Origin of the sequence: Pseudomonas sp. AP19, from assembly GCF_001728855.1 — a bacterium.
In the GTDB taxonomy this organism is placed as follows: domain Bacteria; phylum Pseudomonadota; class Gammaproteobacteria; order Pseudomonadales; family Pseudomonadaceae; genus Aquipseudomonas; species Aquipseudomonas fluorescens.
The window spans coordinates 160,203-176,941 of the sequence record NZ_LXJP01000005.1; the positions used below are offsets into that span (position 1 = coordinate 160,203).

The following is a 16,739-nucleotide window of genomic DNA, read 5'->3' on the forward strand; positions in this document are numbered from 1 at the left end:
GTGGTTGTGTCTGCCCCGGTAGTCCGCTTCGTTTGACTCGGGGTCAAACGAAGGCCCCCGGGGAAATGCTTCAAGGTGTGAATAACCTGGCCAAAACTGGCATGAGGAGGACGAGGTGGCGGTAAAGGCAGGAGAAGGTGGCGAACAGGGCAAACGCAATACGATGAATCGCCTGCTCGCGGCAGCGCGCGTGGAGTTCGCCAGAAAAGGCCTGGCTGGTGCGCGAGTGGAAGAAATTGCCCGGGAAGCCGGCGTCACCAAGCAGCTGGTCTACCACTACTACAACTCCAAGGAAGGCCTGTTTGTAGCGGTACTGGATGAATCCTCGGACAACATCATGTCCGAGCTGGTCAATCTCAATGTCGAAGAGCTTTCACCGCCAGTGGCGATGCGCGCCGTGCTCAACCATTTTTTCGACCAGTACCGTCTGGACCCCTTCCTCGGCAGCCTGGCGCTGGAAGGCATTCGCTACCATGACACCCACGAAACGCCGCGTAACCACTTTCTGGAAATGGCACCGAAGCTGATTGCCAAGCTCGATGCGATTCTGTTGCGGGGGGCGGCCAGTGGTGATTTTCGCGCAGACATCAACCCGCGCCTGTTGTTGGCCAGCGCTTCGCTGGTGACTACTGGCTGGTTTACCAACCGCTATTCGATGTCGGCGCTTGCCGGGCTGGATACGGACTCGGAGCAAGGCATGGCCACGTGGCGGCAGTACTCGGCGGATTTTGTGCTGGCGAGTATTTCGCTGGGGGCAGAAAAAAACGTCGACGGCGTTTAAGCACCGTTCACACACTCTCGCCCAATAAGCTTTCCCTGTGGGAGCGAGCCTGCTCGCTCCCACAGTGGGTTCTCTGTTGGGCTTGGAATCAGCGACCCGCTTCAGTCAGCCTTTTTACGCAAATACTTGCTCACCCGCTTGGCCGCCAAGCGCCCGGCCATGCCATTGACCCCGCCGCCCGGATGAATACCGGCACTGCCCAGATACAACCCCGCCACAGGCAAGGTATCGCCGCCCAAACCGTACGCCGGGCGCATGGTGCTCGAGCGCATCGAGGTGGTGTCGATATGCACCACGCAGCCATTCACCGTGTTCAAGCGCGCAGTAAAATCCGGAGCCGCCTCGATGTGTCGGCCAATCACCTGCCCCTCGATCCCATCGATGTAGTCATACAGCTGTTCCTGTACCTGATCAGCCACCCGCTCACGCAGCGCGTCCCAACCTTCATTGGGATTTACCGGCATCACCGGCGGATAGATGTACAACACATCCTGCCCGGCTGGCGCTTGTGAAGGGTCAGCCGAACTCGGAGCGGCGACGGTGATATAGGGCAATTTCGGTACTTCGCCACGGGCGCAGGCGGCGAAGTTTTCCAGCACGGCTTCTTCGGTGCCGATCAGCATGACGGTTTTACGCAAATCCACGCCATCGCCGCGAATGGCAGCGAAACGTGGCACAGAAATCTGCCCACGCAAGGCAACATCTATCTTTAGTGGCCCCGAGCCTTTGCCGTTGGCCGGCGCCATGGCGATGCGGGTCAACAGGTGTTTGGGAATCTCGCCGGGGGTAACCATATCCAGCGCCGGCTTGGGGTGGCAGCCAGCAATGACTGCCCGTGCGGTGAACTGACGACCATCCGCCAGTTTCACGCCTTTGATCAGACCGTCCCTGGCAACGATTTCACTGACGCTGGCCGACACCAGCACTTGCCCGCCCAGCTCTTCCAGTCGAGCCTGCATGGCATTGCTCAACTGCTGCATGCCACCCAATACCCGGCCCACGCCAAAACGATGGAGGAAACCAAGCAAGGCGTAATAGATGCCACCGCCATCGGCGCTGATGTCCCCCGCCAGGCCAGTGAGTGCGCACATTGCGGAAATGGTCAGCGGGTGTTCGAAGCGCTCACGCGCCGCCTGCAATGCAGAGCCCGTCATCAGCGCCATCAATTCGGGTTTCAAGGCTTTGTGTTTGATCGCGGTGCCAAGCATTTTCAGCTTCACGCCGAGGTTCGTTTTGGCCGGGTCGACACGCATCATCGGCAGCGCGATATCGAGGAACATGTCGATGACTTTCATGAACTGCAGAAACGCCTCGGCATCCTTGCTGCTGAACCGGCGGATCTCGGCGGCGGTTTTCTCGCGATCGCGCCAGAAGATCAGCGATTGCCCATCCGGGTGCAAGTACACATACCCCGGCGCAAGCTCTATCGATTTGAAACCGTGTCGATCAAGTCCCAGTTCCGCTGGTACATGGGAATGCACGCGCATCGACATCATGTCCAGGGCACAGGGATGAACCAGATGCTGCGGCGCTTCGGGTATCAGGTAACCCGAGGAGGCCATCCCGCCGACCTTGTCCAATGCCTCCAGAACCAGCACCTTCTTGCCTTCCAGGCCCAGGTAGCAGCCAGCCGAAAGGCCATTGGTGCCACCGCCGACGATGATCACATCAAAATCCGTAGTGCTCGCATTTTGGTTCTGGTTCATCAATTAATTCCAAGTCGAAGTTCAACCACAGCGGCACGCGGCGGCTATGGCGGCAAAGATCAACCGCGGCGCACCGCACAGGGTGCGCCGGGCAAGGGTTACATGCCGGTGCGACCCATCTGCGCAAACAGCGCGCGCATCGCCACCAGGGAGGGGGTGTGGCTGCTGAAACCGCCGTCGGCGACCAGCGTGGTGCCGGTGACGAAGGAGGATTCGTCACTGGCCAGGAACGCCACCACATCGGCAATCTGCCGAGGCGTGCCCAGCTCGGCAGTGCAGTGGTTGTCGCGCAGGATGTCGAGCAAGGGTTCAGGCATGGCGTGTTCCGAAGGCGCCAGGCCGATCTGCACGGCGTTGCCGCGAATGCCTTGTTTGCCGTATTGCGAGGCGACCATGCGCGGCAGCATCATCAGCCCCGCCTTGGAGGTGGCGTAGCCGGTCAGGGACATATCGCCCTGCATGCCCAGACCCGAAGTGGCGAAGATAATCGAGCCCTTGCCGCTCTCCAGCATGACCGGAATCACATGTTTGGTGCACAGCACTGCGCCGCGCAGGTTGACGGCGATGGCCCGGTCCCAGGCCTGCATGTCGAGGTTGACAAAATCGCGGTCCAGCTGACGTTGCTCGGCGTTCAGGATCGCCGCGTTGTTGTGCAGAATGTCGATACGGCCAAAATGCTGTTTAACCTGAGCAACCATCGCCCGCACGGCGTCTTCCGAGGACACGTCAGTGGCGATTGCCAAGGCTTGATGACCCTCGGCGAGGAGTGATTGGGCCACGGCTGTGGCCCCCTCGAAATTGATATCGACCACCGCAATACTTGCACCATGCGACGCCAGCACCCGTGCGCACTCAGCGCCCAGGCCGCCACCGGAGCCGGTAATAATGGCCACTCGCCCTGCCAGTTTTCCTGTGCTCATGTTCTATTCCTTATTGTTTTGGGTGGCGCTTTACTCGCCGGTAAACCGCGGTTCGCGCCGCTCGCTGAACGCCTGGGCTGCCTCTCGGGCATCCTTGGTCGGGGCCAGCAAGGCGAACAGATCAAGCTCCAGATCCAGGCCACGCTTGAGGTCCATGTCCAGTGCCGCCCGAGCCGCTTGTTTGACAAAAGCCGACGCGGTGGGTGGTTTGCTGGCGATGCGCTGAGCAAAGGCTCGCACTTCGTCCACCAGGCTGGCATTGTCACTGGCCAAGCGACTGACCAGGCCAATGCGCTGCGCTTGTTCGGCGCCCACCCGGTCTCCAGTGAGCAACATGTCCAACGCCTGGCCCGGTGCAACCACTCGGGAAAGCCGTTGCGTACCACCGCCGCCGGGAATCAGCCCCAGGCCGGTTTCCGGCAGGGCGAACACGGCATCGGGCGCGGCGAAGCGGATGTCACACGCCAGCACCAGTTCCAACCCACCGCCCATGCAATAACCATGAATGGCAGCGATCACCGGTTTGCTGATGCCATCCAGCGCTTCGATCCAGCGCACCTGTTCCATGCGCTGCCGCACTTGCAGGCTCGATTCCGGGCCACGGCGCTCCTTGATATCAGCACCCGCACAAAAGCCTCGCTCACCTTCCCCGCGAATCACGATCACGCGAATGTCCGGGTCTTGCTGCAACAGCGCCAGTGCTTGCGGCACGCCCTGACGAATATCGTCGTTGATGGCGTTGATCTGCCGGGGCCGGGTCAGTACCACCCAACCCACCATGGCATCACGCTCAAGGCGCACCGCATCGTTGATCAGCACGGGAGACTGCGGTTTTTGCGCTGTGCTCATACAGGGCACTCCTCGAACTCGAAGACCTGGCCATTGAGTTCTTGTGGGTCGATCTTGATCAACGCACGGCCGCCGACGGCCTCTGAGGATTCGATCCACTGGAACCGCGTGCCGCGTGACCGCAGATCCTCGGCCTTGGCAGCCAGATCGTTGACACCGATGCGGATGTAGTACGGACCCGGCCCCCAGTTATTGACGTAGTGGCCGGCGTCGGTGTTCCAGTAGGTCGCCTCGAGCACATCGAGGGTGGCACTGTTCGGCACGGTGAAACCCATACGCGCACGGCGGTAACCTTCGCTGCCGATGCTCTCGACCGGCCCGCTCGGTTCCCAGTCGAGGTTGGTCGAGACCTTACGCAGGGTTTCATCGAGGTCGCGTACCAGGAAGCCACGGGCGGTGACGCGGACCATGTCGCCGGGCTTGAGATCACGCGGCTGCATCGGTGGCAACTGATAGGTTTCCGGCGGCATCTGCAAAGGCTCGGTGGGCATGATCTCAATGCACAAACCGCCATCCACAGTGGGTTGGTAATACGGTTGCTCGGGAGTAGCACCCAGCCACAAACGGTCGAACGGCATTTCCGGGGTGCGCTGCGCCATGCGGAACGGCAAGCGACGACGCATCAGTTTGTCTACCAGCGCGTCGAACTTGTCCCCGTGCAGGGCCAGCACGATGGAGTGCGTGATCATCGGCCGATGATGCCCCTGGAAATCTTTCAGGCTTTCCAGAAAGTCATGGAACAACGGATCACCGGGGTTCGGCCGATCCAGGTGCCACTGCGGTTCGATGCGCGTAGGCGACACCGCGAGGGATTTGTGTACCCGCAGGAAATGCGCAATGTACGGGTGATTATCGAACGCCTGGCGCCAGCGTTCGTGTTTGTAGATGCCGAGCTTGTCGACCAACATTTCCGTCATGCCGTCCGGGTCCGGAACCATCATGTCGGCACTCATCAATAACTCGAACATTGTTCTCTCCTTGCAGTTGCCAGCCAGGTCTGTGCCCGGCTATTAGTCAGCGGACACGCCGGGGTAAGGCGAGCTCGGTCAATAGGGGTGTAGGTGCGCTGGCCGCGGGTTTGCGCGGTTCCTGTTGCGCGCGCGCGTCCTCCAGATCGAGGGTCACGCCGGCCTTGGAGTTGCCTTTCGGGTTGAGCAGGTAATGCGAGAGTGCCGGGATCAGCACCAGCGCACCGAGCATGTTCCACAGGAACATGAAGGTCAGCAGAATGCCCATGTCCGCCTGGAACTTGATCGGCGACCAGGCCCAGGTAATCACCCCGGCGGCCATGGTCAGGCCAACGAGGGCAACGACACGACCGGTGAAGTCCAGCGAGCGGCGATACGCAACCGCCAGGCTACCGCCACGTTCCTGCACCGCCAGTTGCACACTGAGTAGATACAGCGCGTAGTCCACGCCGACACCGACACCCACGGCGATCACTGGCAAGGTGGCTACTTTCAGGCCGATCCCCAACCAGACCATCAGCGCCTTGCAGATGATCGTGGTCATCAGCAAAGGAATCAGCGCCACCAGGGTTGCGCGCCAACTGCGGAAGGTCAGCAGGCAGAGCAAGGCCGTAGCGCCATACACGGCCAGGTACATGGTGATGATGCCCTTCTCTACCTCAATGTTAGTGGCAGCTTCGATCCCGGCGTTACCCGCAGCCAGGAGGAACTCCACAGGCTGTTCAGCGCCAGCGACCGTGTTGTTTTCCTTGGCGAATTCTTCAGAGACCTTCAATACCCGGCTCAGGGTGTCGGCTTTGTGATCGGCCAGATAGGCGATCAATGGAGTGACCGAGCACTGCTGGTTGGTGATCCCCGGAGCAGAAATCATCGCCGCGTCCACCGCCGAGTTGGTGATCGCCTGGTCACGGCTTATGCTCAGCCATTTCGGGCTGCCTTCCGCCATGCCGGAGCTGATCATCCGCACGGTTTCGGCCAGCGACTGGGTCGTCTGTACACCGGGCGTCTGGCGCAGCCGCCAGGCCAGTTTGTCCATGCTTTGCAACGACTGGTATAGACGGCAACTGTCTTCATTGGTCTTCATGATGACCACGAACTGGTCACTGGAAAGTCCGTAGTGACTAGTGATGTAGGCGTTATCGCGGTTATAGCGCGAATCCGCACGCAACTCCGGCGCACCGGGATCGAGGTCGCCCACCTTGAGATGCATCATCACCACGCTGCCAATCAGCGTCACCACCAGCGATACGGCAATCACCGCCGTGGCCATCGGCCGTTCCGTGAAGCGATCCAGGCCGCTCCACAGACGCCCGAGAAAACCCCGGTTTTCTGCGCCGGCCTGATCTTTGGCGATGGCGATACGCGCGGCTTTCTTACTGACGCCCAGGTACGACAGCGCCACCGGAATCAGCAGCAGTTTGGTGAAAATCAGCACGGCGACACCGATGCTGGTGGTCAGGGCCAGGTCGCGAATCACCGGAATATCAATGATCACCAGCACGGCAAAACCAACGATATTGGTCAGGAGCGCAGTCAGGCCTGTGAGAAACAAACGGCGGAAGGTATAGCGTGCAGCGATGTATTTATGGGTGCCACGGCCAATGTCCTGAAGAATGCCGTTCATTTTTTGCGTGCCATGGGAAATCCCGATGGCAAAAATCAGGAACGGCACCAGGATCGAGTAAGGGTCCAGCTCGTAGCCGAGGATTTGCATCAAACCCAGCAGCCACACCACCCCCGCCACCGCCACGCTCACCAGCAGCAACGTGCTGCGCAGGCAGCGGGTATAGAAATAGACGAACAATCCGGCGATCAGCACCGATGCGCCAAAGAACAGCATGACCGAATACAGGCCGTCGATCAGGTCGCCCACCAGCTTGCTGAAACCGACAATGTGGATGCCAACCTTGTCACTTTCCAGCGAGCGAATCTGCGCTTCCAGTTGCTTGGAAAAATCACCGTAATCCAGGGGTTGTCCGGTCTGCGGATTGGTATCGAGCAGCGGCGCGACGATCATGCTCGACTGGCCGTCGTTAGCCACCAGGTTGCCAATGATCCCGGAGCGCATGATGTTGCGGCGCAAGGCCTTGATCGACTTGTCGCTGCCGTCGTAATCCGATGGCATGACCGCACCGCCATCAATGCCCTCCTCCGTCACTTCTTTCCAGCGAACGATGGGCATCCACAGCGATTTCATCCAGGAACGGTCGATTCCCGGAATCAGGTACAGGGTGTCGTTGACCTTTTGCAGCGCCAGCAGATAGTCGGCGTCGTAGATATCACCGGATTTGTTTTCCACCACGACGCGAATGCTGTTACCCAGGCCTGGCAACTGGTTTTTATAGGCCAGGTAATTCTTGATGTACGGGCTGGAGCTGGGAATCATTTTCTCGAAGCTGGCATTCACCTGAAGCCTTGTAGCAAAGAAGCCCAACACCACGGTGGCGAGCAAGCAGGCAACGACAACCACCATGCGATGACGGAATATGACCCGTTCAAACCAGCCACCGGAGTTTTTGTCAAAGTCCTCCAGGTTGGCAATCACTGGCATCCCGCTGTTGAATTTTTGCTCGACCATTTTTTCTTTCTCGTAGGGGAATCGTGCCGAGGGCTTTAGTTGGCCTGGGCGATATCGATGACCTTGGCGCCGCTGAAGCGCGTGACAAGCAGGCTCCCAGCCTGTTTGGTGGCACTGGCTGCATACACCTCGCCTACCCGCGCATCTGCCAGCGGGGTGACCTGCAAACTCTGCCGGTCAACACTGACCAGTTGCCCACCCTGGCTCACGACGATCAAGGCATCACCCTGCTCGACAATGCTGACCAGGCTGCTATTGAGATTGGTTGCCACAGGCTGCCATTGCTGGCCGTCATCACGGCTGGCAAACAGGTTGCCGCGCAGTCCGTACGCCAGCAGCAGACCGTCGAAGGCGCGGACGCCAAAGTAAGTGCCGGTGTAGGGCGTATCGATTTTCACGAAACGTTGTTGCTGACCATCCAGCCGCAGCAGCAGACCCTGCTCACCGCCGATGTAAAAAATGCCCGCATGTTCCGCCAGGCCATACAGGTGCATGCGCCGATCGTTGTCACTGCGCTCGGTCCACGGCTGCCAGTTCTGGCCGTCATCCGTGCTGTGCAACAACATGCCGAAGGCACCCACTGCAAATCCGTTGCCGTGCTCATCGAACATCACATCGAGAAAGGGTGCGGCCAATACGTCCGGCGTCGCCGAGGTACTGGCGGCCATCGCTACTTCCTTGAGCATCTGGGCGGCGACTTCATCGCCTTGTTCAGCGCGAGGGCCGTAGTAAGCGTTAAGCAAGGTCAACAGGCGGCGCCCGTCGAGTTGCACTTGCCAGCTGTCACCGCCATCGGTGGTGTGCATGACCACCGCATCGTGACCGACGATCCAGCCATCACGCTCGCCGCGAAACCGTACTTGCACCAGATCGCTAGACACCGGGCTAGCGACCTGTTGCCAGGTGCGGCCTTCATCGGTGGAGCGCTGGATCAACCCGTGCAGGCCGACGCCGATCATCGTGTTGCCTGCCGTGGCGACCGACAGCAAAGGTGCGGGCAGGTGTTCATCGACCCGCTGCGCCGGCACGTCGAGCGAATCGGCCGACAACGCGACGGCGCTGTAGGCAGGCGTCGTCAGCAATGAGCTCGCGCCGACCGTCAACGCGACAGCCAGGAGCAGGCGCGAAGTAGAAAGAAGAAAAGAAGCAGGGCAAGGGCTAGTCATTATTTTTATTCCTTAACCATCCCGCGTGGCAAACCCACCTGTTCTGCCTGCCCGGCTTGATGCGCAAACCGGCAGGCAGGACAGGTGAAATCACATCAGCGCTGGGTGACCCGAGCCACAATGGCTTCAGGATTCATGTCACGCTCGGAGAGTGGTTTGTCGATGAACTTGTAGCCGCCTTTCAAACCATCGTTGAGCAGCGCGTACATGCCTTTGTTGAAGTCATACACGACGTTTTTCACGTTGTAGGGAATGTTTTTGTCGTAGAGCTGGACGCCGCTGAGGAAGATCGAGCGATACAGCGCGCCGCTCTTGTCCCAGGCGTCATACAGGCCGATGCCGAAAGTATCTTCATCCAGGTAGTAAGTGCGTTTGCTGTAGACGTGGCGCATGCCCGGCTTCAACGTCGCTTCCACGACCCACACCCGGTGCAGCTCCCAACGCTCGTTCGCCGGGTTGGCGTGGTGCGGCATGAACTGATCTTCCTGCTTACCGACGCCAAAGTAGAATTTGTAAGCGTTGTAGGGGATGTACATTTCCTTGCGACCAACCAGCTTGTAGTCAAAGCGGTCCTGGCTGCCGGAGAACATTTGCAGTTCGTCGAACAACGTCACACCGCCCTGGCTGGCCACGGGTGTATCGAATGCAAATTCCGGTGCCAGTTTTACCCGGCGCTGGCCTGGGGAATAACTGAACGAACGACGGGCCTTTGCCAACGGATCGAGGAAGTCAGTGAGCACCACCACTTCACCGGAGCGCCGGGCCGGATAGTCATTGCGTGAGAACACCCGTGCATACATCAGCGGATCGCGATCCGTTTGAGTCACCTGGTAGTACGGAGTTTCTTCGAACGTCGCCTGTTCGGCGGTCTTGGTGATCGAGCCGTTGGCGTCGACTACCCAGCTATTGGACGAAGACGTGGTCGAGTAGCCGGTGCCTATCTTGTAGCGCACCTGTTGGTTCCACATCACTTCGTTGCCGGTCTTCGGGATCGGGAACGGCAAGCCGCCACGGCAGGACGGATCGACCGCCAGGCCGTCTTTCTGGATCTGGCAGCTGCTGCCATTACGCACGGTGGCATCGAGTACGGCCTGGGGATAGGCCGTCGTACGGTGGCTCGGGTAAATGTCGATGTAATAGGTCGGGTACTTCTTGATCAGGGTCTTTTGCCCTTCACTGAGTTTGTCCGCGTACTGGTCGACGTTTTTCGCATCAATGCGAAACAGTGGTTTTTCATCCTTGAACGGGTCGACCCAGAACCCGCTGTCCGGTACGAAGCCGGCCGGTGCCTTGGTCAGTCCGCCGTCATAGGCCGGAATGGTGCCCTCGGCGTTCCCCGCCTTGATCGCCCCGAACGGGGTAAGCGTTTTACCCAGCTCCGAAGCGTCACCGGCTGCCAGGGTGTAGGTGGCCATGCTCATCAGGGCAATGGATAGGGCAAGTTGTCGTTTCATGAACACATTCTCCGATTCTTGTTGTATTTGTCAGAAGGAGGTCTTGAAGGTAAACGCCAGCCACCCGCGGTCGGTACCACCCACTGGGCCGTTACCGGCCACGGTGCCGTTCGCCAGATTCTTGGGTTGTGCCTTGGTGTCGGCGTAACGCAGCCCGAACTCATAGAGTTGAGCGTAGGTAGCTTTCAGCCCGATCGAGTAAGACAGCGCGCCTTCGTTCCCGCCACCCGCCGTGGGCGCGTTGCCATGCAGACCGTAGTTAACGGTCAACGGAACATCCAGGTCCCAGGACGGAAAGATCGAAATGTACTGTGGCGTGTAGTTCACGGCAACGGCGTAGTAGTTCTTCGACGAACAGCCATCGGACTCGCTGCCCGAATCTGGAATGCCCGGGGTTCTGCCATTGGTGCAGGCCGCCGTACCGACGCCCTTGTACAGTTCTTCATGTTCCGTCACGCGTTGCAAATGGCTGTAGGCGAATTCACCGACCAGCGTGGCGTTATCCGAAATGAAGTTACGTGGCACGCCGTAAACGGCGTTGGCAATAAAGTGGATCGTGTCACCGCGAGGACCTTCATCATCCAGAGCGCTGACACCGGTGGCGTTCAACGCGCCGCCCATGCGGTAGGACAGCTCGGAACCCACCGCCACGGTATTGAAGACCCGGGCGAAGCTGAGGCCCGCGAGCTTCACGCCACGTGGGTAAACCACGCGATAGGAACCCAATGCCGCTTTGACCTGCGGAGCCAGCCAAGGCTGGTAGTCGTCGAACTGACGGTAGTAGGCGCCGAAGGTCGATTCGATTTCTTCGACGTTGAGTTTGCCCATCACACCCCAGTTCTTGCCGTCACGACCGAAGCGCGAATCCTGACGCTGCAGGGTGGCGCCGTTGGCGGCCAGCGGCAGCTGGTCCGGACCTTCGAACAGTGGGTCGGCGCCGCCGAAATAGGTGCCACCAAAAGGGATACGGGTTGGCTCCCACTCATAGAAGTATTGAGCAGCTACCGAGAGTCGGTCGGTAACTTGCGCCTTGGCCGACACTTGCCCGACAGGCAGGAACACTTCCTTGGTTTCGATACCCGGGCTGGTGGAGGCTTTAACGCCATCGCTCGGAGCTTGAGAGTAAGACACGGCGTGCGCGCCAAAGAGCAGGCCTTCACCCCAGTAGTTGGTATGGCGACCGACTTTCACGTTGACCGGCGTGTCGCCGATGTTGAAGTTGCGCCAGACGAACGCATCGAGAATCTCGCCCGAAGGCCCGTTCATGTAGCGATCGACTTCACTGCTGTACTTGTTGTTGTGATAGCTGGTGGCGTAACCCGGGATGTTACTGCTCACCGTATCGTCGTGGTACGCCTGGTCAAACCAGGCGGCAGCACTGAGTCGTGCACCCCAGTCGTTCAGGTAGGAAAAGTCGAATTCACTGAACAGATCGAGACGATTTGTAACAATATCGCCTTTATCGAACTTCCCGTCCGACTCGTCGTAGTTCGGCGTATTCATGATGCGGTGGTCTTGACTGTCGGTCCGCATACCCAGGTTGTAACGGACCGTATTGTCCCAACGCACGCGGTAGTCTGGGTTCGACATGTCGAACGAGGCCGCCATCAAACCCTGTGCACTGCCAACCATCAACAGTGTCAGCGCACCTTGAGTCAGCACCCGCCGACCCTGCTTGGTCTTCTGTTTCATACACACTACCTTTTATTTTTATTGTTCAGTCGTTATGTGCGTTCAAGCAGTCATTGCAACGATCTGCAAACCCTACAGGATCGTTGCAAGTCTCGCCTGGACAGTCCGCTCAAGAGGCCTGGCACGCTCCAGGACCACTTTCCTCCTCAGCTGAAAGCCACCGTAACGGATCAGAGCCAACAATTCCACATAAAGATTTCAATTCTATATACAGAATTTCTAACCCGTTTCCCTGGAGGGAAGTTTCGGCCAGGGGCGATGCCAGGCTAAATACTGCACACAAAATACATAAACGTTCAAATAATCTTTGACGCTTTTCACCTTTGGGCTTTCAATAGCTCCGACACACCCCTTGAATTCGGCGTGTCCGGCATGAAAAACGGCAGTTGAACCGGCAGAAAAAAAACAACAGGAGCCAGCATGAACATTGATTTGAGTGGCAAGCGCGTAATCATTACGGGCGCGTCCCGGGGCATCGGCCTGGCCATCGCCCGGGCGTTCGCGGCGGAAGGGGCGCGCGTAGCGATTTGCGCCCGCAGCGAGTCAGCCGTCCGCGAAGCCGGAGAGGAGCTCTCGCAGCATGCCCAGGCGGTCATAGCCCGTGCGGTCGACGTCACCGACAGTAATGGTGTCAAAGCTTTCGTGGCGGAAGTTGCACACGCCTGGGGCGGTGTCGATGTGCTGGTGAACAACGCCGGTCAAGGTCGTGGCGGCAATCTCGATACCCTGACACCCGAGGTCATCCTCGAACACGCCAACATTCTGCAGATGGGCCACTTCCGTTTCGTCCAGGCCGTGGTGCCGTTCATGCGCGAACAGCGCTGGGGGCGAATCATCGAAATCAATGCCCTCGCCGGCGCGATTCCTACGCCCGACGGCATTCCTTCGGTGATCAACCGCGCATCGTGCATCGCCCTCTCCCGCTCTTTGGGCATGTCGCTGCCCAAGGACAACATCCTGGTCAACAGCCTGAACATGGGCTGGATCGACACCGGCCAATGGGACCGTCACTACAAGGAAATGGGGCCGGGTGTCAGTCGTGAGGAGTTCGATGCCATGGTGATGAAAGTCGTGCCGCTCGGGCGCTACGGCAAGCCAGAAGACGTGGCGGGCATGGCACTTTTCCTAGCCAGCGAATATGCCAGTTTTATCAGCGCGGCCTCGATCGACATTGCCGGCGGTATGGGCGGCCAGATTGCTTACTTCCCGACCCTCAAGCGGGATTTCGCCGTGGCCATCGCGGCACGAAACGCTGCCAGCGAATAACGCGAGCATTCACTGACTGCCGTGAACGCGGCAGCAGTCCTGGTGCGCTCTGCGCGCCCTCAACGTTGGCGCGTCCTCGATGAATCTGCTGATACCTGTCCTCGCCACACTGATCTGGGCTGCCAGTACGGTGGTCAATCGCCTGTCGGTCGGGGTGATCGACCCGGCAGCCATTTCCTTCTATCGCTGGCTGATCGCGTTGCTGGTGTTATCGCCGGTGTTGTTGCCCAGGGTCTGGCGCTTGCGTCGGCAGATTCGGCCGCACCTGCCAAAGCTCGGGGTGCTGGGGCTGCTCGGCATGTCGCTGTACCAATCGTTAGCCTACTTCGCAGCGCACACGATCAGTGCCACCTCCATGGGCCTGATTCTGGCGACCATGCCGCTGCTGACCGTGCTCCTGGCCTTTCCGGTGCTCAATACGCGACCGACCGCGACACTGCTGGTCGGCGCGCTGATTTCATTTGCCGGACTGATCTGGTTGCTGACCGCCGGCGACTTGTCTTCGCTGTGGCAGCATGGCGTTGGCCAAGGCGAACTGCTGATGTTGCTGGCGTCGCTGTCGTACGCGCTGTACTGCGTGCTGGTGAAGCGCTGGCAGATTCCCCTGCCGACCTGGGAAAGCCTTTATGTACAGATAGCCTGCGGCACCTTGCTGCTGGTGCCGCCCTTTTTACTGGCACCGTCGATTGCCCTGACCGCCAGGAACATTCCGCTGGTGCTGTTCGCCGGCCTGTTCGCCTCGGCGTTGGCCCCCGGTTTGTGGATGCGCGGCCTGCAGACCCTTGGCGGAGAGAAAACCGCGGTTTTGATGAACCTAGTGCCGTTGTTTACCGCGGTATTGGCGATTGTGCTGCTTGGGGAAACCTTGCACCTGTACCACGCCGTGGGTGGCGGATTGATTTTGCTGGGGATTGGATTGGCACAGTGGAAACCCGCGCGGGTGCTGGCTCGGATCACGACCTGAGCGACACGCGCTGGCCTTGCTCATCCTCCAACAGGTGCTGATAGGCTGGCGTCAACGGCCGGGCGCCCTGCCCCAGGGTCGACGTGCGGCGCTGCTTGCGCCCGTGGGTGAGCAAACGCACGGTATCGAAATCTTTGGCGGCGGCAAAAAACCGCTCCACCATCGGTAACCCGGTCTGTCCCCAGTCATCCATGTTCGACATCCAGGTCTGCATGCCCCAGACCGGCCAACGCCGCAACTGCTCCCAGGCGGCGTCCTGGCCCAGCACGCCTTCGGCACCGAGGCTGGTCAGTTTATCCCGGTACACCTCTAACAGGCGCCATGCATCGGCGCGACGCTCCGCCACGGTCAGCGCACCCAGCATGAAGTACGTAACGTCGCGCCATGGCCGGCCGTATCGGGCGAGTTGCCAATCCATCCAGACCCACTGGCCGTCGCTGCGTAAAAAGCTGTTGCCCTGATGGGAGTCCCATGGATCATACAGCCGGGTGACGTCTGCTCCAGTTCGAAGGCAGCCAGTTCGTCAAAGGCATGGCTGAACAACTCCGGTTTCTCGTACATCCATGTCGGCAACAGTTGCTGGTATTCCGGTTTGCGCAGATTGACCTTGATGTAGTTGTACATGCGCAGCAGGCCGTCGCTGTCCACCGGGTTGTCCATCGACTGTGGCAGCCAGCTTTGCCTCTGCAATTGCCGACTGTTCCAGGTTGCCGCGTGCAGCGTCACAAGTGACTCCAGCCCCCGGGCGACCCCGTCCATACCGAGGCGATCGGTGCTGTGACCGAAATGCCCGACGGCCAGGCCGAGGTCTTCCATCACCACCACACCACGAGCACCGCCATTGGCGTCCCAGTCGGTGAAATAGAGGGCTGGCAGCGCCGCGTCGGGCCATAAAAGCGCGCTTCCAGCTCACAGATATCGCCGCTCTCGAAACCCTCGGATCAGTTCGACTTCAGGCACACATGCGGCGGAATGCCCGCACGCTGGCCGACCTCGTTCAACTCGAGTCTGGCGCGGAGTTTGGTGGTGTGGCCGTTACGGACCTCGACCACGGTCAACGCCAAGACCTCGATGCCTGGGTAGCGCGGCTGTAATAACTGCGTGAGCCACGTCGCATTGACCTCGCCCAGTTGCCGAGGCAGGCGCCCGCTACACTGCGGGTATGGCCGCCCCAGCGGGCTAGCCGTCACGGCGTCAGCACCCGACCAGCGTTGGCCGGCACCTTCAGCTTGAGCAGTTCGATCGCGTTACCGCTGCGAATCCGCTCGCGGTCTTCAGCGGACAAGCCGATGCCTTCGGTCAGATCGCCATGGTCATACGCACCACCAAAGTTGGTGCCGTACAACAGACGCTCCGCGCCGACCACCTCGGCGACACCGCGGCGCAAGCCGGGCGCATGAACGTCAAGGTCGAAGTAAAAGTTCTGCAGGTAATCCATCAACGGTCGCTGGTTGCGCGAGTCCGGTGCCATGGCCCGGTTCAGTTCGCTCAGGCGTCCCAACTGGAATACCGCCATGCCACCGGCGTGGGTGATGTAGGTTTTCAACGTCGGGAAAACATCCAGTGCGCCGCCGCAGATCAGGTACCAGAAGAACAGCGTTTCATCGACGCAGTCACCGACGATGGAGGTGGTTTCGAACTTGTCGTCGGTGTGTTTTTCGCCCCAGTAAATCGACTGGTTGAAGCCATGCACCATGATCGGTACATCCAGCTGGGTGAGTTTTTCCCAGACGGGGAACAGGCGTTCGTCGTGAGCCTCCAGACCATTGAAGTTGGCCCCGCCGACGCACACACCCTTGGCGCCCAACTGAGTCACCGCGCGTTCAATTTCCTTCGCAGCGTTTTGCGGGTCCGCAAGGTTGGCGTGGCACCAGAAATCGAAGTGGTCGGGATCAGCCCGGCAAAATGCCGACAACTCGTCGTTGCAAATGCGCGCGTATTCATTGGCGAAATCACCCGCCCAATACATAAAACAGTGAGACGGCGTGGACATCACCAGTTTGTCGACACCCCGCTCGGCCATTAGCTTGCGACGGCTGGCGTGGCTCATACGCGCGAGGATATTGGCCTGCGCTTCGGCATCCGTCGCGGCTTTGGCCGGTTGCTTGGTGCCGAGGGAAAAATGCCCCACGGTCAGCCCCTGCACTTTCATGAATGGCCCCCAGAACTCGTGGCGGTTCAGCATGCCCTCAGTCAGCAAGTGGGCGTGGACATCAATCAGCATGGCGTTCTCCTTGTTGTAATTAGCCAGCAGACCGAACGACCCGCTCGCAGGGCATTCGGATCAATTTAAGGGATAACTGCGCCTCCAATAATATAAACACATTTCTAATATGTGTTCATTTAAATATGAGTCGCAGGGCTACCTTTTTATAAAATCCGCACAAAAAAAAGG

15 protein-coding genes are annotated in these 16,739 nt (G+C 59.5%); 3 read left to right on the forward strand and 12 right to left on the reverse strand.

Translation table 11 applies throughout. From position 1 onward, the window contains the following. The first annotated feature begins 115 nt into the window (after positions 1–115). Complete coding sequence (locus tag A7D21_RS06795; RefSeq protein ID WP_020300807.1) at positions 116–781, forward strand: TetR/AcrR family transcriptional regulator; 666 nt, start codon at positions 116–118, stop codon at positions 779–781. 101 nt (positions 782–882) lie between these two features. Here the strand turns inward: A7D21_RS06795 and A7D21_RS06800 are convergent, their stop codons facing one another. From A7D21_RS06800 to A7D21_RS06835, 8 genes are all read right to left on the reverse strand, one after another. Further along, entirely contained in the window at positions 883–2,487 is a 1,605-nt protein-coding gene (locus tag A7D21_RS06800) for an NAD(P)/FAD-dependent oxidoreductase (protein ID WP_047531023.1), read from the reverse strand. Between the two features lie 98 nt (positions 2,488–2,585). Continuing rightward, complete coding sequence (locus tag A7D21_RS06805; RefSeq protein ID WP_047531025.1) at positions 2,586–3,407, reverse strand: SDR family NAD(P)-dependent oxidoreductase; 822 nt, start codon at positions 3,405–3,407, stop codon at positions 2,586–2,588. Positions 3,408–3,437: 30 nt separating this feature from the next. Further along, a complete protein-coding gene (locus tag A7D21_RS06810; protein ID WP_047531027.1) occupies positions 3,438–4,256 on the reverse strand; it encodes an enoyl-CoA hydratase/isomerase family protein in 819 nt (272 codons plus the stop codon). Beyond that, on the reverse strand, positions 4,253–5,224 hold the full coding sequence (locus A7D21_RS06815; RefSeq protein ID WP_020300811.1) for a hypothetical protein: 972 nt from the start codon (positions 5,222–5,224) through the stop codon (positions 4,253–4,255). The genes A7D21_RS06810 and A7D21_RS06815 overlap by 4 nt, the downstream gene beginning before the upstream one ends. Before the next feature lie 46 nt (positions 5,225–5,270). Beyond that, positions 5,271–7,802, reverse strand: coding sequence for an RND family transporter (locus A7D21_RS06820; RefSeq protein WP_047531029.1), 2,532 nt, complete (start codon positions 7,800–7,802; stop codon positions 5,271–5,273). A gap of 35 nt (positions 7,803–7,837) precedes the next feature. Then, positions 7,838–8,968 (reverse strand): YCF48-related protein, encoded by a 1,131-nt coding sequence (locus A7D21_RS06825; RefSeq protein WP_047531031.1) that lies wholly within the window; start codon positions 8,966–8,968, stop codon positions 7,838–7,840. A 95-nt stretch (positions 8,969–9,063) separates the two neighbouring features. Further along, positions 9,064–10,422, reverse strand: coding sequence for a DUF1329 domain-containing protein (locus A7D21_RS06830; RefSeq protein ID WP_047531033.1), 1,359 nt, complete (start codon positions 10,420–10,422; stop codon positions 9,064–9,066). Between the two features lie 30 nt (positions 10,423–10,452). Continuing rightward, positions 10,453–12,114, reverse strand: a complete 1,662-nt coding sequence (locus A7D21_RS06835; protein WP_047531036.1) for a DUF1302 domain-containing protein — start codon at positions 12,112–12,114, stop codon at positions 10,453–10,455. A 420-nt stretch (positions 12,115–12,534) separates the two neighbouring features. Here A7D21_RS06835 and A7D21_RS06840 point away from each other — a divergent pair, with 420 nt between their 5' ends. Together A7D21_RS06840 and A7D21_RS06845 are read left to right on the forward strand one after the other, a co-directional pair. Further along, positions 12,535–13,380, forward strand: coding sequence for an SDR family oxidoreductase (locus tag A7D21_RS06840; protein WP_069551312.1), 846 nt, complete (start codon positions 12,535–12,537; stop codon positions 13,378–13,380). 79 nt (positions 13,381–13,459) lie between these two features. Further along, positions 13,460–14,344, forward strand: a complete 885-nt coding sequence (locus A7D21_RS06845) for a DMT family transporter (RefSeq protein ID WP_047531040.1) — start codon at positions 13,460–13,462, stop codon at positions 14,342–14,344. On the opposite strand, the gene A7D21_RS36130 is transcribed toward A7D21_RS06845, so the two are convergent. From A7D21_RS36130 to A7D21_RS06855, 4 genes are all read right to left on the reverse strand, one after another. Beyond that, the gene (locus A7D21_RS36130; RefSeq protein WP_232243799.1) at positions 14,334–14,708 is read right to left on the reverse strand and encodes a hypothetical protein; all 375 of its coding nucleotides are present in this window, start codon (positions 14,706–14,708) and stop codon (positions 14,334–14,336) included. The genes A7D21_RS06845 and A7D21_RS36130 overlap by 11 nt on opposite strands. Further along, entirely contained in the window at positions 14,693–15,160 is a 468-nt protein-coding gene (locus A7D21_RS36135; protein ID WP_224788052.1) for a hypothetical protein, read from the reverse strand. Before A7D21_RS36135 ends, A7D21_RS36130 begins: the two co-directional genes overlap by 16 nt. Before the next feature lie 125 nt (positions 15,161–15,285). Next, positions 15,286–15,534, reverse strand: coding sequence for a hypothetical protein (locus tag A7D21_RS36140; protein WP_224788051.1), 249 nt, complete (start codon positions 15,532–15,534; stop codon positions 15,286–15,288). Beyond that, positions 15,531–16,568 carry an amidohydrolase family protein gene (locus A7D21_RS06855; RefSeq protein ID WP_047531042.1) on the reverse strand — a complete coding sequence of 346 codons (1,038 nt, stop codon included), beginning with the start codon at positions 16,566–16,568 and terminating at the stop codon, positions 15,531–15,533. Before A7D21_RS06855 ends, A7D21_RS36140 begins: the two co-directional genes overlap by 4 nt. Positions 16,569–16,739 lie beyond the last annotated feature (171 nt).